The organism is Thermoanaerobaculia bacterium (assembly GCA_035593605.1).
Taxonomy (GTDB): Bacteria; Acidobacteriota; Thermoanaerobaculia; order UBA2201; family DAOSWS01; genus DAOSWS01.
The window spans coordinates 23,752-41,881 of record DAOSWS010000011.1 but is presented as its reverse complement, the minus strand read 5'-3'; the positions used below and the strand labels follow the sequence as shown (position 1 = coordinate 41,881).

At 55.8% G+C, this 18,130-nt stretch carries 16 protein-coding genes; 11 read left to right on the top strand and 5 right to left on the bottom strand.

Translation table 11 applies throughout. From position 1 onward, the window contains the following. Positions 1–19 precede the first annotated feature (19 nt). Positions 20–1,336: a M20/M25/M40 family metallo-hydrolase gene (locus PLD04_07095; protein HXK68096.1), complete on the top strand. Its 1,317-nt coding sequence runs from the start codon at positions 20–22 to the stop codon at positions 1,334–1,336. A 13-nt stretch (positions 1,337–1,349) separates the two neighbouring features. On the opposite strand, the gene PLD04_07090 is transcribed toward PLD04_07095, so the two are convergent. Next, entirely contained in the window at positions 1,350–2,027 is a 678-nt protein-coding gene (locus PLD04_07090) for an RNA methyltransferase (protein HXK68095.1), read from the bottom strand. 100 nt (positions 2,028–2,127) lie between these two features. Between PLD04_07090 and PLD04_07085 the strand changes: the two genes are divergently transcribed. From PLD04_07085 to PLD04_07075, 3 genes are all read left to right on the top strand, one after another. Further along, complete coding sequence (locus tag PLD04_07085) at positions 2,128–3,495, top strand: MFS transporter (protein HXK68094.1); 1,368 nt, start codon at positions 2,128–2,130, stop codon at positions 3,493–3,495. Positions 3,496–3,624: 129 nt separating this feature from the next. Beyond that, positions 3,625–4,302 carry a hypothetical protein gene (locus PLD04_07080; GenBank protein ID HXK68093.1) on the top strand — a complete coding sequence of 226 codons (678 nt, stop codon included), beginning with the start codon at positions 3,625–3,627 and terminating at the stop codon, positions 4,300–4,302. A gap of 3 nt (positions 4,303–4,305) precedes the next feature. Further along, positions 4,306–4,785 carry a DUF2007 domain-containing protein gene (locus tag PLD04_07075; GenBank protein HXK68092.1) on the top strand — a complete coding sequence of 160 codons (480 nt, stop codon included), beginning with the start codon at positions 4,306–4,308 and terminating at the stop codon, positions 4,783–4,785. Between the two features lie 22 nt (positions 4,786–4,807). On the opposite strand, the gene PLD04_07070 is transcribed toward PLD04_07075, so the two are convergent. Beyond that, positions 4,808–5,677, bottom strand: coding sequence for an alpha/beta hydrolase (locus tag PLD04_07070; GenBank protein HXK68091.1), 870 nt, complete (start codon positions 5,675–5,677; stop codon positions 4,808–4,810). A 182-nt stretch (positions 5,678–5,859) separates the two neighbouring features. On the opposite strand from PLD04_07070, the gene PLD04_07065 reads away from it, so the two are divergent. Beyond that, a complete protein-coding gene (locus PLD04_07065) occupies positions 5,860–7,848 on the top strand; it encodes a hypothetical protein (GenBank protein ID HXK68090.1) in 1,989 nt (662 codons plus the stop codon). Positions 7,849–7,895: 47 nt separating this feature from the next. Next, positions 7,896–9,101, top strand: a complete 1,206-nt coding sequence (locus PLD04_07060) for a dipeptidase (protein HXK68089.1) — start codon at positions 7,896–7,898, stop codon at positions 9,099–9,101. A gap of 28 nt (positions 9,102–9,129) precedes the next feature. Here PLD04_07060 and PLD04_07055 read toward each other — a convergent pair whose 3' ends face one another. Further along, complete coding sequence (locus PLD04_07055; protein HXK68088.1) at positions 9,130–10,413, bottom strand: 4Fe-4S dicluster domain-containing protein; 1,284 nt, start codon at positions 10,411–10,413, stop codon at positions 9,130–9,132. Between the two features lie 79 nt (positions 10,414–10,492). On the opposite strand from PLD04_07055, the gene PLD04_07050 reads away from it, so the two are divergent. Beyond that, entirely contained in the window at positions 10,493–12,070 is a 1,578-nt protein-coding gene (locus PLD04_07050; GenBank protein HXK68087.1) for an NAD-dependent epimerase/dehydratase family protein, read from the top strand. A 46-nt stretch (positions 12,071–12,116) separates the two neighbouring features. On the opposite strand, the gene PLD04_07045 is transcribed toward PLD04_07050, so the two are convergent. Further along, the gene (locus PLD04_07045; protein HXK68086.1) at positions 12,117–12,641 is read right to left on the bottom strand and encodes a DUF309 domain-containing protein; all 525 of its coding nucleotides are present in this window, start codon (positions 12,639–12,641) and stop codon (positions 12,117–12,119) included. Beyond that, on the bottom strand, positions 12,638–13,792 hold the full coding sequence (locus PLD04_07040) for a hypothetical protein (GenBank protein ID HXK68085.1): 1,155 nt from the start codon (positions 13,790–13,792) through the stop codon (positions 12,638–12,640). Before PLD04_07040 ends, PLD04_07045 begins: the two co-directional genes overlap by 4 nt. A gap of 138 nt (positions 13,793–13,930) precedes the next feature. Between PLD04_07040 and tkt the strand changes: the two genes are divergently transcribed. From tkt to PLD04_07020, 4 genes are read left to right on the top strand one after another with little or no spacing between them, the layout of a single operon-like run. Further along, positions 13,931–16,006: a transketolase gene (gene tkt, locus PLD04_07035; GenBank protein HXK68084.1), complete on the top strand. Its 2,076-nt coding sequence runs from the start codon at positions 13,931–13,933 to the stop codon at positions 16,004–16,006. A gap of 46 nt (positions 16,007–16,052) precedes the next feature. Continuing rightward, positions 16,053–16,637 (top strand): Ada metal-binding domain-containing protein, encoded by a 585-nt coding sequence (locus PLD04_07030; protein ID HXK68083.1) that lies wholly within the window; start codon positions 16,053–16,055, stop codon positions 16,635–16,637. Then, positions 16,619–17,104 carry a methylated-DNA--[protein]-cysteine S-methyltransferase gene (locus tag PLD04_07025; GenBank protein HXK68082.1) on the top strand — a complete coding sequence of 162 codons (486 nt, stop codon included), beginning with the start codon at positions 16,619–16,621 and terminating at the stop codon, positions 17,102–17,104. Before PLD04_07030 ends, PLD04_07025 begins: the two co-directional genes overlap by 19 nt. Continuing rightward, the gene (locus PLD04_07020) at positions 17,101–18,126 is read left to right on the top strand and encodes a hypothetical protein (GenBank protein HXK68081.1); all 1,026 of its coding nucleotides are present in this window, start codon (positions 17,101–17,103) and stop codon (positions 18,124–18,126) included. Before PLD04_07025 ends, PLD04_07020 begins: the two co-directional genes overlap by 4 nt. The last annotated feature ends 4 nt before the right edge of the window (positions 18,127–18,130 follow it).

Sequence of the window (18,130 nt, the reverse complement as noted above, 5' to 3'; positions counted from 1 at the left end):
TCCTCTGAAAGGAACGCCCATGGATGTTGTTAGATTAACCGAAGAACTGATTGCCATCGATTCGATCAATCCCTTTGAATGCAGGCCTCCCGGTGTGGAGGGGAATTCAGACTGGATTGTGGAGGGAAACGAATTTGCCATCGCAGAATACCTCGAAACCCTTCTGCTGGAACGAAACTGGCAGGTGCAGCGCCAGCCGGTCCACAGGGACAGCCGGGGCCGGATCCTCCATAACCTGCTGGCGGAACGGGGCACGGGAGACCGTTCCATCCTTTATTACGGCCACATGGATACCGTCACCGCAAAGCCCTGGCCGTCAAGGGAGCGGGCCCTTACCCCCGAACGTCTCTCGATCGATGTACATGGAGAAAGGGTAGAAGCCATCACGGGTCTGGGGGCCAGCGATATGAAGGGTGGGATCGCCGCCATGGTTACGGCCCTTTCCGATCTCCAACCTGCAGACCACAGGATCAAACTGGCCCTTGCCGTCGATGAGGAGTTCTTTTCCCTGGGCGGAAATGTCCTGGTGGAAAGCTCATTCCTGGACGATGTTCATGCCTGCCTGGTGCCGGAGATCGATGACGGACCCAATGCCGGCCTGGGCCCCTCGGCGATCTCCCTCGGGCGCCTGGGCCGGTGTGAGCTGGAAATTTCCGTTCCGGGGACCGGCGGGCACGGTGCGGAAGCCGGCCATGGACTCCTCATCAGCGCGGCGCGCAATGCGGCACGGATCGTAGAACGAATCGAAGCTCTCTGGGACAACTTCCGGGATACCTTTACCTTTTCAGTTTCTGCAGTTCCCGACGTCCGTGCGGCTCGTTCGATTGAGGGGTCCTTTTACGTCAGCCGGATCGAGGCGGGAGACGGAACTCTCTCCATTCCCGTGTACGGAACGGTCCGCGTCAGCTGCTCATACACGCCGTCGATGACGGACCGGGATGTAAAGGCTGTCTTCGATAACCTGATGGATGAGATGGTAAAAGATGGAAGCCTGCAGATTCCCCGGAGGGATGGAAGTCTCCTGCCTGTCAGCGTGGTCTTTGCTTCCCGTCCCACGCCCGGAGGCCCGGCCTTTGCAACCTCGGAGGATCACCCCTTTACGTCTCTGGTGCGGGACTCGGTTCAGCGGGTGGCGGGATTTCGCGCGTACACAATGGGATACTCGGTGGCGGATGAAAATGTCATCCATCGGAACCGCCCCGGTCTTCCCATTCTCAACGTCTGTCCCAGGGGAGGGAATTTTCACCGGGAAGGGGAGTGGGTAGGAGTGAAGAGCTTACATCAGCTTGTGGAAATCTATCGGGATGTCGGTGAACGTTTTTCCGAACCGGGATAAGGGGCAGGAAACCTCAGCGGGGTTCATCCAGGAGAAACTTGAAGAGGGCAAAGAGAAAGGCGCCCTCCCGGTTGTCCGGAGCCATGCGGCGGAGCATCCGCCTAAGGTGGGTCGGGCCCGGCAGGTGATCTTCTGCTGAAAAGAATTTACGCTGATAGAGAGCCTTTTCCAGGAAGTCTTCCAGCGCCGCCAGCTGGGCCGTGTCGGGTGAGCGGGTCTCCTCTTTCCGGGACAATTCGTAGGCGACCACGGCCACCGATTGCGCCAGGTTCAGGGACCCGGCCTTTCCCTCCACGGTGGGAATCGTGGTGGCAAGGTCCACACTGTGAAGCTCCTCCGGCCGCAGTCCGCCTCCCTCCGAACCGAAGAGAACGGCAACCCGGGGCCGGCCGGCCAGGTGTTCCGCCAGGTCGGGCAATGGGATGAGAAGGGGTCGGGCCTTTCCTCCGGTGTGGGTCGTTGCGACCGTGATGTCGAAGCCAGCAGTGGCTTCCTCAATGGAAGAATAAACCGGTGCTTCCTCCAGGATGCTCTTTGCCGTCATGGAGTACTGGAACGCCTGGGGGTGGCAGGGACTGCTCTCCGGCTCGACAAAGGCCATGTCGTCGAAGCCGAAGTTCTTCAGGGTACGGGCTGCCATGCCGATGTTGATGGCGTAGAGGGGGCGGACCAGGACAAACCTTACGTACATTGCACCATCATACCATCCGGGGAGAGCGGGATTGATTCGATAGTGTAGAATGGAACAACTCCATACAGCATGGAGATGATTGTTTCACGAAGGAGAACCGATGACCCATTCCGCCACAACCTGGCGATTCCCCGCCATCTTCTGGACGGCCAATTCCGTTGAACTCCTCGAACGTGCGGCCTTTTACGGTATGTACATCTCCCTGGCCCTTTACCTGAGCCGAGTCGTAGGGTTCACCGATATCGAGGCGGGATGGATCGGGGCCGGGTACTCCGCCCTGATCTACTTTTTTCCCATGATCGTCGGTGCCATCTCCGATCGAATCGGGTTCAGGGCGGCGCTGATGCTGGCCTTTGCACTCCTGGGACTGGGCTATGCAGGCCTGGGTTTCTTTCCCACCAAGCTCCTCGTCATCGTTTCTCTCTTTCTGGTTTCCGTGGGGGGCGCATTCATTAAGCCCCTGATTACAGGGACCGTCGCCAAGTCGTCCGACACGGTCAACCGAGCCCGGGCGTACAGCCTCTTTTACATGGTTGTGAATATCGGATCCTTCACGGGGAAGACGATTGCAAAACCGGTCCGGGTCTCTCTGGGCCTCGAGTACATTCCCCTCTACTCCGCAGGAGCCTGTTTCCTTGCCCTTCTGGTTGTTGCCTTCTTCTACTGGCCGAAAAAAGCTGACCATGACGAACGCCCCAGATCAATCGGGGAAACGCTGCGGGGCATGTGGGAAGCCCTGACCAATTTTCGCTTTCTTTCCCTTATCCTGATCACTGCCGGGTTCTGGATGATCCAGGGACAACTTTACGCCTCCATGCCCAAATACGTTCTCCGCATGGTGGGTGAGGCGGCAAGCCCGGAATGGTATGCCAACGTCAATCCCCTGGTGGTCGTCAGCCTTGTCGTCCCTATCACTCACCTGGTTCGAAAGCTCCGGCCGGTAACCTCCATCGGGATTGCCATGGCCATCATTCCCTTCTCGGCACTGACCATGTCTCTATCCTCCCTCTTGTCGGGGAATGTGAACGTGGCAGGCTGGTCCGTCCATCCGATCACTGTCATGATGGTAATCGGGATCGCTTCCCAGGGCCTCGCCGAATGCTTCTTAAGCCCACGTTACTATGAATTCGCCTCGCGTCAGGCTCCAAAGGGCCAGGAAGGGTTATACCTGGGCTATGCCCACCTCAATACCTTCTTCGCCTGGTTTATTGGTTTTGTTCTGTCCGGATACCTGCTGGATGCCTTTTGCCCCGAACCCACCACTCTCTCCCCGGACGTGCAGGCTCTGTACCAGACAGCCCTCGCGGGAAAGGGTACCATGCCTGCGGCCTACGCCCATGCTCACTACATCTGGTATGCCTTTTTCGGTGTAGGGATGCTTGCATTTATCGCCCTGCTGGTCTTTCGAACCGTCACGGACAGAATGGACAGGAAGAAGGAGTCCGTCGGAGAAGCTGCGACACCCTGATCCTGTTCATCCGGTTCCAGGTTAAGAAGAAATTGCAGCTTTTTCTCTTTTTCTATCCGGATTCCTCTATCCTTCCTTCTCTTCAGCAATGCCCGATTCAGAGTATAATCACGGGGTCAGGAGGTTTCTATGAAAAAGATTCTCATGCTTTCCCTGTGTGTCATTCTGGCCATGGGCTCTACGGCCTGTTTCAAGAAGGTCATTCAGAAGTTTATCGGCGGGTCCGATCAGAGGGCCTCCAGCCAGAAGGAAGAAAAATCCGACACCGCGGAAAAGAGTGACACGAAAAAGACTGAGGAAGCCAATCCCTTTGAAGCGATGCAGGAATTTGCCAAAGGTATGAAGGAAGCGTCTGAAAAACAGCAGGGCGGAGAGATCGTCGTCGCCGATGAAGCCACGCTCATGAAGGCTCTTCCAGATGTCGGCGGCTGGAGCCGGGGAGAACCCTTCTATTCCCGTGATGCCATGGGCTCCGTTGAGTCTTCTCACGTGGAAGCCACATATGAGAAGGGGGACACCTCCGTCTTTGTCAAAATCTCCGATTCCGGAACCATGAGTGCCCTGCTGGCCGGAGCGCGCATGTTTATGGCCATGAATGTCAGGCATGAAGATTCAAACGGGTACGAAAAGGTCTTCGAGTTCAAGGGGCACAAGGGATACGAAAAGTGGCAGAAAGCGGATCAGGATGGGGAACTGACCTATATCTTTGACGACCGATACCTGGTTGAAATTAACGGATCGTCCGGGGTCCCCATGGAGACGATCAAGGACTTTCTGGGAGACATCGACTTCGATGTTCTCAAGTAGATCGTGGAGCCGGAAGAGTACAACCGGCTGAAGCGGCAGTTTTCCAGACTGTCGGATGAGGTTCTCCTCGATTACCTGTCCAGGGGATCCGAAGAATTCCGTCCGGAAGCGTACGATCTGATCCGGGCCGAAGCGGCATTGCGGGGGTTGAAGGCTCCTTCACCCTCTCACGATCTTCCACCTTCCACCGTATCGGACGTTCCTCGATCCGTCGATCCATATGGGAAAGTTACGATCCTGGAGAAATTCGAAGATCCCTTTCTCCTTCAGCAGGTCATGGCAGCGCTGGAGGAAGAAGGGATTGTGGCCTTTACCAAGGAACTGGACCCTGCAATTATCGGAGCGGTGGGGACGTACCCGGCTCCCTTGAAGATTCCTCTCTTCGTTCATGAGAGGGATGAAGCACGGGCAAGGGAAATCCTGGAATCGTTTTATCCTGTCGAAGATGCAGAGTGGGCAGAGGAAGAAGATCCTCAAGACTGAAACCGTTCCGGCGTAAGGCCGCTCAGTTCAATGAATCGATAAACTCGCGGACGCCGGACAGGATCTGGTCCGAACCAATTGTATCGATATCGTTGTGGCCTGCTCCGGAAATTTCCAGAAACGTTGCCTTTTCTCCTGCGGCTTTCCAGAGCGCTTTCCCCATCGACTCGGGGACAATATCATCCTTCGTACCGTGGATCACCAAGATGGGGCACCGTACGAACGGAATTTTTCGAACCGTATCCATCCGGGTACGGATCAGGAATGGGGGAACCCAGGGCATGGCTGCGGCCGCCATGTCCCGGATGGACGTGAAGGTGGACTGAAGGATCAGGCCCCCGGGATTTTTCTCCACGGCGACCTGGGCGGCTACCGCGCCGCCAAGCGATTCGCCATAGAGAAGAATGCGGTTCGCAGGGATGGAGCGTCTCTGTGTCAGGTCGTCAAAGGCGGCCGCACCGTCCCGGTAGAGACCCTTTTCAGAAGGTTTACCCTGGCTCCGGCCGTATCCCCTGTAATCATAAATGAATACATCGGCAGGCAGGCGGAGGAGAGTGGAGAGGATTTCCAAACGGTGGGGCAGATTTCCCGCGTTCCCGTGGAAAAAGAGAACGACGGGCCGGTTCCCCTTTTCTCCCCGTGCACTGCAATACCAGCCGTGAAGAAGAAGGCTGTCGGCTGTTTCAAAGGTGACATTTTCCACCGAAGAGACCGTGGATGACCTTGAAAGGATATCGAAATTCCGGTCCAGGTCGGTTGTGGAGCGGTCCGGGAAGTAGATAAACCATGACTCCATGAGGGAAATGAGAATCAAAACGGCTCCAAAAACAAAAACCAGAATGAGTGTGGTCTGAACCAGCCAATGGAACCCGGAAGAGTGCAGCTCAGTCATGAAGTTGTCTCTGGATCATGTAGAGTTTCCGCCGAAGGATCGCCATGGAGCCATTGTATCAGTTCGAGGATACCCGCAGAGGCCGGAAATCCTGACAACATCTGTGTTCTTTGGGACGTAAAAGAGGGGAACGTCAGCCGTTCCTGTGTTATCATTAGGTTTCGTACCTGAGGAGGTTTTGTATGCAACGCAGATTTCTCCGGCTCGGTGCCGCCCTTCTCTTCGCGGCAGGAGCCGTTACAGCCGATCCAGCTTCCGTGGACCTTAACCTTGAAGGTCGTGTTGCTCTCAGGGCGGCTGTTGAAAAGGTTTACCAGGACCACCGAATTGATCATGGTCCGTGGGTTCTGAACCACGACGTGCTGAATATGATTCGCACCAGGGTAATCTACTCTCTTGCCGAGTGCAGGATCCTGAAGGATCGCTGGAATGATCCCGTCACCCAGGCCGACCTGGATGCGGAATGGGATCGCGTGCTCCGGGATACCAACGACCCGGCCATGCTGAATGATCTTTATCGAGCACTGGAATACAATCCGATCCTGATACGGGAAATTGTCCTCCGTCCTCTCGTCGCCGAAAGGCGTTTTCTTCGTCACTTTTCAGCGGATGCTGAAATTCATGCTGCCAGGAGGCATCTGCTCCATACGCTCATGGCTCGAGCGGACAGTGTCGACCCCGAGTTTCTTGCGAAGCTCTATGGTGTTGAATACTTCAGGGACAATGTCGTCCTTGTCGAGCCCGAGGTTCTTCCCTATGACACGGACTCCGATGCCATCACCCTGCCTCCAACAGCCTTTTACAGCTTTTTTTCCGGGCTGCCCGGAGATGACCGCGTATGGTCGGCCTCGGAGTATCGGGACTCTTTTATGCTACGCCGTGTTCTTCGACGGGGTACATCTTCTGCGGAAATGGAGACGATACAGGTGTCCAAAATCCATCCCCGGCCCTGGCTTGATCGTCAGATTCAGGCCATGAAGCCCGGGGATCTTCTGAGGGACCTCCCGGAAAAAGCTTCCAGGATTGTCTCCCAGGTTCCGCCCTCGATCTTTGAATCCTATGATTGCGAACCGGATCAGTGGCATGCGATGTCCATTGATGGAGCCCCTGAAGGCAGGGACCGCCATACCATCGTTTGGACGGGAGCGGAAATGATCGTGTGGGGTGGGATGACCTATCGCTACGAATATTCAGGCGGCCGATACAATCCGGCGCTCGACGCATGGTCCCCCACTTCAGAGGAAAACGTCCCCACCGCGCGATACTATCACCGGGCCTTCTGGACCGGGAGCCGAATGCTGGTCTGGGGCGGCCGGGGATATGCGTCCAACATTGAAAGCACCTTTAAACAGTCTGGCGGACTCTATGACCCGGTTTCCGATACCTGGACCTTCACCAGTGTGGAAGACGCTCCGGATGCACGGGCGGCCTTCTTCGCGGTATGGACCGGAACGAAGATGATTGTATGGGGCGGCTGGAATGGTGCCGATTACTTTGAGACGGGCGGCATCTACGATCCTGTTGAGGATACCTGGTCGTCCGTTCTGGATACAACGGCGCCTCCCGGACGAAATGGAGACATGGCCGTGTGGACGGGTACCGAAATGGTGGTCTGGGGCGGCTATGGGGAAGGTCTTTACCAGTACACGGGCGGACGATATGATCCTGCGAATAATTCCTGGTCCGCCATTTCGGTAGACAATACGCCTTCTCCCCGAACATCCATCGGAGCCTTTCTGACCGGGAACGGAGTTCTTATCTGGGGAGGATGGGATGGCACCTTCTCCCAGACCGGTGCTCTCTACGACCTGAGAACGGACACATGGTCAGAAATTTCCACCGAAGGTGCACCCACGGCCCGTGACGTCCACACTGCCTGTTACACGGGGCGTGAACTCTTCGTGTGGGGTGGCTGGGGGTGGGTCGATGCTTCGGACAATCCGGACGATGACTTTCTGGACACGGGCGGACTTTATCGTCCCGGTCTCGATACGTGGACACCTACGTCTATGAACGGAATGCCCACCGCACGATACTGGGCCAGGTGCGTATGGACCGGTTCCAGGATTCTTCTGTGGGGGGGATTTCCCCATACGACGGATGGGGCCGCCTACACACCCAGCTGTTACACAAACCAGAAAGAATTCGTTGACCCCGTCGCCGGCCGCTGAGTAGCATGGCGCGTACCCTGTGTTTCGTTGCCCGGTAAATCCCTGATATGAAACGGATCGCGGTATTCGCATTCGTTGTATTGCAGATTGCAACCCTTTCAGGATATGGGGCGGCGAAGGAACCCGCCTCACCGCAGGCCATCCACGAGAAGGCCCTCGTCTTTGATACCCATGTCGACTCTCCCCTGGCCATGTATTACGGACACGTCGATATCGGGACCCGGGAACCCCGGGCGGACCTTGATCTCCTCCGCATGGTGGAAGGAGGTCTCGATGCTGTTTTCTTTGCCGTTTTTGTTCCCAACGATCAGGACATGGACCATCCTTCCGAACGGGCCTTTACCCTGCTGGATGAAATCTGCAACCAGGTTGGACGGTACGGGGAGAGAGCTGAAATTGCGCGAAATTCAAGCGATATTCTTCGACTTCACAGGGAAGGACGCAGGGCAATCCTGATCAGCATGGAAAACGGGGGACCGATCGAGGGGAAGCTTTCCATGCTTCGTACGTATTATCGTCTCGGAGTTCGAGCGATCACCCTTACCCATGTAAAGCACAATTCGATCTGTGATTCCTCGACGGACAGCCCGCCGAAATGGGGAGGGCTGAGTCCCTTTGGAAAAGAGGTAGTCACGGAAATGAACCGTCTGGGCATGGTCGTCGACGTGTCCCACCTGTCCGACGATGCCGTCCGGGATGTCCTCCATGTCTCCAGGGCACCGGTCATGGCGTCGCACTCCGGCGCACGGGCCGTTTGTGATACGCCCCGGAACTTACCCGATGACCTCCTGCGTGCCATCGCGGAAGCAGGAGGCACCGTACAGGTGAACTTCTATGCCGAGTACATCGATAGTGACTATGCGAAAAAGGCAAAGGAATTTCGAACCTCCATGGAACCCGTGTATGAAGAGCTGAAAAAGACTTACGCGGACGATAAGGGGGCCTACTGGCAGGCGATCGGTCAGTTGTGGAAGGAGAAGGGGCCCGACCGGCCCGGCCTGGATCGGCTGATCGATCACATTGACCACATCGTTCATGTCGCAGGCATTGATCACGTTGGCCTGGGTTCGGATTATGACGGTGCCGGCTCCTTCCCCATCGGTCTGGAAGATGTGACCGGGTATCCCAAAATTACGGAAGCTCTTCTGGACCGCGGGTACAGCCCGGAAGACGTTGCAAAGATCCTTGGAGGTAATATTTTCCGTGTTCTGCGCGAAGTGGAACGTACCTCCCGGACCTGGCCCAAGAACTAATTCATTCTTTTTCTCTGATCCGTAACAATCAGGCGATAGAACCCCTGGACAGGAGTCGATCCAGGTAACGGGATTTCACCTGCTTTGAGGCCATGACCTGTTTGACGGGAGGCATCTTCAGGATCACCCCCAGGATGGCAGCCATGGCTCTGTGGCTGGACATGGCACCGTTGTCGAAGATGAGGTTCTGGAGTTTGCCCCGCTCAATAGCCATGGCGACGACCCTGTGAGCTGAATTCACCGGAGTGATGACCTGTTCGTCCCGTGTCTTCAATTGAAGCGCCCTTTCGGAACATTCGGTGACGCAAACTCCGCATCCGAGACAAATGTTCTCATCCAGCTTTGCAACTTTGCGTCGTGTCTTTCGGGGATCGTTGGCGGATACCATCGTCATCGCCTCCACGGGGCAGGCATCCGCGCACTTTCCACATCCGGTACAGAGATCACTCCGCACGGACGGCAGATAGTTTGTGGTGTGTACGGGGTGAAGGTGGGCAAAGCGCCGAGCGGCGATCATGGCCTCACAGCAGCAGCCGCAGCAGTTGCAGATAAAGCTTACATTTTCTCTGACGTTTTCGGCGAAATGGACCAGTTTCCGATCCCGCGCCTCCTGAAGAAGGTCTATCCCTTCCGAGTGATCGACTTCCCGGGTGATGCCGTGTTTGATCAGGGATCGTGCGACGGAACCGAAGGTCATGCAGATATTGAGCGGTGCCTTGCACGCCCGATCAAGATGGAGCATCTTGTGGCGGCAGTAACAGATACCGACTGCCATGGTTGAGGAGTGCCGAACAACATCACTGGCCCGCTCGTAGTCCATCACATGAAAGGAAAGGTCCGGAGAAAGGGATTCTTCGTGGACCATCACGCGTCCCAGCTGGGTGTCTCCGGTTGTGAAGAGAGTCCGGATGAAATCCTCCTCGACATTGAGATACTGGAAGAGTAGCTCGGACAAATTCTTCTGATCGATATCGGCTCGAAGGCGCATGAGAGAGAATTCGAAAAAACCGGCCATCGGAGGGGGGAGGACGTAATGAGATTGTCCCCTGAGTTCCACATCCAGAAGAATCCCCCGTCCCGCGAGGGCATCAAGAATCTTTTCGGCGTCCGTGATCTTCATGTTCCAGATTCGTGCCGCCTGTTTTGAAGTGAAGGGACGAATGGGCAGGTGGGCGACCCGGGAAGCTTCTTCTTCGGAAAAAAGGAGCTTCAGAATTGCGTAAAGTGTGTCAGAAGGTGGGGCTCCCTGTGGAAATCGATTGATTCGATCGACGAGGGACCGGTATCCGTCCCGTGTGGTCATGTGTCCCATGCGTTCCTCCCTGCCCCATTCTACCATCGGGAGTATAATGGGAGAGGAAAGCGCGGGAGAGACGAGGAAAAAAGGAGGCATGGAACATGACTCCACGATTGAGATGGAAACGGGGACACAGGAAATCAGGCATTCAGGCGGTGCTACCGTGAGCATCGAGGGCCGTCTCCTCATCACCGGTGCAACGGGATTCGCGGGGAGGCATATCGTCGATGCACTCAGGCAGGACTGGGACATTTCGGCCTTCGGCAGACGTCACCCCTCACAGATCGATGTACCCATTTCCAGGGAAATTAAATATTTCCAGGCCGACATTTCCGATGAAGAACCCCTGGTTAACGCATTTCGCGAGGCTGCGGAAGGGGGAACCATCGACACGGTTCTCCACATGGCGGCCTATTATGATTTCAAACAGGATGAGAATCCGGCCTACCAGTCCACCAATGTGACCGGTACACGGAATGTCCTGAACGCGGCAAAGCAGATCGGAGTGCGGCGATTTATCTTCATTTCCTCCCTGGCGGCCTGTGACTATCCGGAAGCCGACCAGTCTCTGGATGAATCCTCTCCTCCCGATGGAAAGCATATCTACGCCCGCACCAAGGCGATGGGAGAGCGGATGCTGCCGGAGTACAGGGATCATTTTGATTCGATGATTATCCGGTTTCCCGCCATCTTCTCCGACTGGTGCGATTATCCGCCGCTCTATCACTTTATGACGACATGGCTTTCCGGACGGTGGGCTTCGAGAATCATGGCCGGACGGGGAGAATCGGCCATACCCTTCCTGCATATGAGAGATCTGGTACGGTTTATTCGCCTCCTGTTGCAGAAGCGGGAGATCATCCCTCCCGGTTCGGTTCTGATTCCATCGTGGGATGGAGCGGTAACGCACAGGGAACTCTATGAATCTTCGACCCGTGCCTACTACGGGCAGGTGGTTCCGCCTCGTCATATGCCGATTCCGTTATGCAGACTGGGTATCTCTCTCCGATATCACCTCTATCGTGCGTTCCATCGCCTTCCCTTTGAATGTCCCTGGATGGCCGGTCACATCGACCGCCAGCTCTGGATCAATGCCTCCCGCACCCGCCATCTCCTGGGATGGGAACCCTCTCCGCGTCTGCAGGTATTGCGGAGAATTCCCTTCATCGTGGAAAACATGAGGTCCGATCCCCTGGAGTGGACACAGAGGAACTACGCATTTCTGCACAAAGATCGCTCTGCCGTGAACCTTAAGATCCACCACCGGCTTCGAACACTGGAGACAAAGATCCTGACCCGAATTGCCGCGGATGTTCTTCAGGGCCATGGAAATATCATCCTGAGCCACTATCGGTCCATGAATCCCGATACGATGATCTGGGAGGGAAAGATGCTGCTTCACTCCCTGATGAATTCTATCGTCTCCGATCGGCGCTCGGTCTTCATGGATCATTGTGCCGATATGGCGGAAAAGAGGTTTGCGGAAGAAGTTCCCGCAGAGGAAGTGGTGGAAGCCCTGAGCCGTTTTGGCCACTCCGTGATGGACGTCCTGGAGGACGATCCTCCCTTATCCAGGCACCGGGATGAGCTCCGCCGGTATATCGAAACCACGGTGGCCTTCGGGAAGGACCGCGTCCACGAAGTATATGAGTGCCGGGCACTCTTCCCGTGATGCGGTCCTTCTGAACAAACCCGATTCCAAACTCACGGGAAATCCGCTATTTGAAGGGAGTTTTGCCGTGATGCGGGAGAGAGGATGAAGGAGATCCGTGCCTCCAGCGGGGTGCGGTGCTCTTCGGACCGTCCATGGGTCGCAGGCGGCGGCGTCCATGGAGAACAATTCCCGGCGGATGGAGAACCGGTTTCCTCTGCCACGGAAAGGCCCTTTTCCCGGCCCGGGCTTCGATGGCGCCTTCTTTGAGTTTGTCCACGGAGACCTTGAGCTCCGCTGTCGAAATCCCGAGGACATCCTGCGGCATCGATTCGAGATAGGCGGAGACCCGGGTGAGAAGCCTGATGACGGAATTCCACTTTTTTCTTCCCGCATGGAAAAGAGCGGCGTTCAGCTGGACCATAGCCTTGGAAAACGTGCGCTCCGGTTCGGCACTCCCCAGCCAGAGTTCCTCGAAGGCTTCATGGGAACACCAGTAATCGGCGCGATGGTAGAGGTTGACTCCCCGAACAAAGCTATCCGGATAGGACGGGTTCCGAGAGTCCTGCTCTCTGGAATCTTTTCTCCTCATCTTTGAGAACCCGCCTCTTCGTCCCTTCCTGCTTCCTGAGCCGGGATCTTCCATTTCACGCGATAGAGGGGTGCGGGAGTCAGTGCAACGTCAATCTTTGTCCTGAGATCAGGCGCTGTGGCAGGAGGGTGAACAGATCGCGGCTCTGCAATCACAGGATCCAGATCGAAAGACGACCGGGTCCGGGAGAGATGCGTTTCAATCAGAATAGAGAGGGGATCGGGATGGGCCAGTTCATCCTGGAGTATGCGGTAGCTGTTCCAGATGGAAAGGCCCGGTGTGGTAAGGGTTCCATCCGGGTCAAGGGTGAATCCTTCGGTTTCCAGAATTTTCCCGGGTACGGAGACATGAAACTCTGCGGGAAAGGGATTGAAGACCCGGTCGGAAAGTTCATTCAGGGTAAAGGCTTCGCCCTGGTTCACCAGGAGAACCCGGTACACATCGGCCATAGCGTCCTCGACGGGTTGGACCATCTCCTGCTCGACTTCAGTTAAATCATCCAGCCCGCTTCGTGTCTCTGCTGAAAGGATATCGTTCAGAAGATGTCCCATGCAGGTCCGTGCCCGTTCTGGATTGGACTCTACATAGCGATAGAGCGTACGAAGTCGGTCGAGATAATCGACAATCGATACACACCAGGGATCGAGCACGTCGTCGACTCGTTTCCGCTGTTCACGGGTTGCCCGGGTGGAGTCGGCGGCAACGATGGAAAATTCAGCATTTCCCTCCCGTTCCGAGTAATAGGTTCGAAGATCGGTGTAATCAAAAAAACCCCGAAGGCTTTCCGGACCGGATATGACCACTTCATGCTCGTACCTGATAAGCTTTCCTCCGGTCCGTTCAAAGACGGTTCTTTCCCTCAGGGCAGCCATCCGTTCAAAGCGGCGGGTCCACAAATCCCATCCCTCCAGAATTTCTTTCCTGGACTCCTGGAGCCGTCGCGTGAGGGTCTCATTATCAGCCGTACCGGCCGGTTCTTCGATTCGAGAGGTGACACGAAGCGTGATGAGGTGATCGGGAAGGAATATGAGGTCGAGGCGTTCCTGTACGGGAGGTTCAAAACATGCGGTTATGATCAGGACAAGTGGGAAAAAGAGGATCACTCGTTTTCCGGACGGCCATAGAGAAGAGAGGAATCGGAAACAGCCCATGGAACCAGTATACCAGCCGAATCCTGCCGTTTCCGTCCGGAACGGGTCGAAAGCGGGAGTGCGATATGGTAAGATTTTCAGGTGCCATTGGATGAAAAAGACCGGCCTGAGCTGCCTTCCGCTCCATCTTCCCCGACCTTGAAGGATCGGAAGAGCGATGACTTCGATCTTCTCGGCATCAACACGATCCGAACCCTGACCATGGACGCAGTTCAGCAGGCCAATTCGGGCCACCCCGGAACTGCGATGGCCATGGCACCGGTTGCCTACTGTTTGTGGAAGGATTTTCTTCGCTACCATCCGGACGACCCCCTGTGGGCGAACCGGGATCGTTTTGTTCTCTCCATCGGCCATGCTTCCATGCTCCTCTATTCCATTCTGCACCTCTTTGGTGTTCGTCGTCTCGATGAACGGGGACAGCCCACCGATCGAGAAGCCGTAACCATGGAAGATATTCGAAATTTCAGGCAGCTCGGAAGCGTCTGTGCCGGCCATCCGGAATTTCGCCTGACATCCGGAGTTGAAACCACCACAGGACCTCTGGGCCAGGGTGTCGCGGTCAGTGTGGGGATGGCCATGGCGTCGAAATGGATGGCAGCCTCATTCAATCGACCGGGACATGAACTGTTTTCCTATGATGTCTTTGCCCTCTGCGGGGATGGATGCCTCATGGAGGGTGTCTCTTCGGAAGCGGCCTCCCTGGCCGGCCATTGCAAGCTTTCGAATCTTTGCTGGGTGTATGACAACAACCGAATTACGATTGAAGGATCCACGGACCTTACATTTTCCGAAGATGTCGCGGCCCGGTTCATGGCGTATGGCTGGAACGTGACACGGGTCGGAGATGCCAACGATCTGGATAAGCTGAGGCGAGCCTTTACGAATTTCCGCAATACCATGGATCGGCCGACTCTGATCATTGTGGACAGCCATATTGCCTATGGCTCACCCACGAAACAGGATACGCCGGCGGCGCATGGTGAGCCTCTGGGTGGCGAGGAGATCCGAAGAACCAAAAAGAACTACGGATGGCTGGAAGAAGCCTCGTTTTATATTCCCGATGGTATTCGAGAACATCTTCGGGCCACAGCCGGTGCCCGGGGTCGGGACCTGTACGGAGCCTGGCAGAAGGCATGGCAGGATTATGAATTGACCTATCCTGAGCTCTTCGCCCATTTAAAGACAATGAAAAACCACAGCCTCCCGGAGGGCTGGGAGCACGGATTACCCACCTTCCCTCCCGACGAGAAAGGCCTTGCAGGGCGGGCGGCGTCGGGAAAGGTCCTGAACGCGCTGGCCCGGCAGGTACCCTGGATCATTGGAGGATCCGCTGACCTTGGGCCTTCCACCAAGACACTCCTCACCTTCGAGGGTGCAGGAGACTTCTCAAGCGCAAACTACGCGGGAAGAAATATCCATTTTGGTGTACGGGAACACGCCATGGCCTCGATTCTGAATGGGCTCGGGCACTGCTGCCTGAGGCCCTACGGCTCAGGATTTCTAATCTTTTCCGATTACGCCAGGCCCGCCATTCGCCTCAGCGCCATGATGGAGCTTCACGTCATTCATATCTTTACCCATGACTCCATCAGCATAGGGGAAGATGGTCCCACCCACCAGCCCGTAGAACATCTGGCTTCTCTGAGGGCCATTCCGGGTCTGATCACCCTTCGACCCGCCGACGCCAACGAAGTCGTGGAGGCCTGGAAATTTATCCTTCAGCTTAAAAATACCCCCGTGGCCCTGGTCCTTTCCCGCCAGGCCGTGCCCACCATAGACCGCACAGCATACCGGTCTGCCTCCGGACTTCACCGTGGAGCCTATATTCTTGCGGACCCGGAGGAAGGACCGCCGGATCTTCTGCTCCTGGCCACAGGAAGCGAGGTGATCCTCTGCCTGAAGGCCTTCGAAGCGTTGAAAGAGGAGGGAATACAAAGCCGGGTCGTGAGCATGCCGTCCTGGGAGGTATTTGAAGACCAGGATCAGGAATATAAAGATACTGTATTACCGCCGGATATTACGGCGCGCATCTCTGTTGAGCAGGCATCGACACTGGGATGGCCCAAGTATGTGGGTCCCCGGGGTATCAGCATTGGGATGGCAACCTTCGGTGCATCGGCTCCCCACGCCGCTCTTCAGAAGAAGTTCGGTTTCACGATCGATAACATTGTTTCATCCGCAAAAGCTATCCTGACAAAGAAAAAAAATTCCTGACCCGTTTTTCGGTGGACATCCATCGTACGGGTGGTATAGTTAGGATATGAGCCATCTGACCCCGGCCCGGATGATTCAGGCCATGCGTGATAATGATGCTGATTTCGACGGACATTTCTGGGTTGGTGTACACTCCACCGGGATCTATTGCCTTCCTTCCTGCCGGGCCCGGCAGCCCCGGTTGGAAAATGTCATCTTCTATCGCTCAAGGGAAGAAGCTGTCACGGCAGGATTGCGGGGATGCAAGCGGTGTCGATCGGAATTCTACCCGCGAACGGAACCGGATTGGTTTCACGCAGTCCTCGAAGTTCTGAACCATGATCTGACTCGTCGAATTGATGAAAACGAACTGAGCGCCCGGACTGGTGTGGACGCAACCACGATTCGACGGTATTTTCGTGCCTACCTGGAAACCAGTCCCGCATCCTACCATCGCCGTCTCCGGTTGAATCGGGCCCGGACCCTTCTCCAAAAGGGCGCGGACATCCTTGATGTGGGCTATTCCTGCGGCTTTGAGTCGGCGAGCGGATTCAGGTCCGCTTTCGTTAGAAACTTCGGCTTTCCTCCGGGAAAGGAAAGGCGAAACAGACTGTCGGAAAGAGAGAATCAGACATGGATCGAAATACCCTGATAACCGTGCACCTGGAAACCCCCATCGGGTTTCTCCGCCTTGCGGGGAGCCCGGACGCCATCCTGTACCTGGATTTTACCAACGAAGAGCCGGAAAAGACGAATCAGAAAATGACAGGGGCTCTGGCCGAAGCTTCGTCTCAGCTCCGGGCCTACTTTCGAGGTACGCTCACGGTCTTTGACCTGCCCCTCCAGATTGAGGGTACTCTCTTTCAAAAGGCCGTGTGGGAGGACATGGTTTCGATTCCCTACGGTTCGGTCCGTTCCTATGGTGAGCTTGCACAAAGGATCGGCCGTCCAAAGGCCATGCGGGCTGTCGGTCAGGCCTCCCATCGAAATCCGATCTCCATCATTGTGCCCTGCCATCGTGTTGTGGGAGCGAACGGCTCCCTCACCGGGTATGGGGGAGGTCTGTGGAGAAAGGAATGGCTCCTGAACCATGAACGCCGGTTCGAGGGGAAACAATGAAATCGATTCTGTGGATCGCACTGGCCTTCACGATTGCCTCTTTTGTGCGTTCGGAAAACCTCTTTCCCGCTGATGAAGACACCCCCCGTTTTCTCTCCCCCGATGGTACAAGGGTGGTTCGTCTCTACTTTCTGGACACAGAGGCCTCTTTTCCTGGCGGAAAATCAGCCCCAATACTCCAGGTTGAATACTCCATGGTGATGGGTACCCGGGAAATTCTGATCCGCACCTTTACGCCGCCGACCGATAGCGACCCCGAGGCACGCTTTAGCGTTCGATGGAAAAATGATGGCCGTGGATTCCTGGTTCTGAGTGATCAGACTGCTCATAGAAGGAATGGAAAAGAGCTGGAGAAGTGGGAGGATGGAAATTTTGTTGTCTTTTTCTTTGACCGGGTATCCGGGGTCTTTCCACCCTCCGGCCGCTTTCGACCCATCGAGTGGAAGGTGTCCCATCTTTCCGCGCAGGGAGACCTTCATGCACTGCCCGTTCGCACTGCTCCGGACAATACAAAAGACAGTGAAGTCCGGATCGGCGAAACTGGATTCCTGAACTTTCGACTCAGCAATCTTGAGCGGCAGGATCGCATTCTTAACTTTACGCTCCATCCCAATACCCAGAAACTGCGCATGAACACCGATGGATATTTCTCCATGCCCGATGATCAGGTCTCTCAGCCTTCACCCGATGGAAGATTCACAGCCCATGTGTCGAAAAAGATCTCCCGTATGGTTCTCCTCTCCGAGGGAACCCGGTTTCTGGACCAGATCTGGGTTCTTCTCTATCCCCTGCGCTACGACGGAGAGTGCCAGCTTGCCTGGTCGAAGGATTCACGATATCTGCTCCTCGTGACGAATGATTCGGGGATGAAGGGCCTCACGATAATGCCTGATGGTGAAGAACTCTACCTTCTTTTTGATACCAGGGAGTGGAACGGAGTTCTGGGACCGGAAAAACGGGCCGTCGATCCGGTTCTCTTTCCCGATCTATTAAAGCCGCGGCCTCCGGCCCGAAAGCCATGAGATC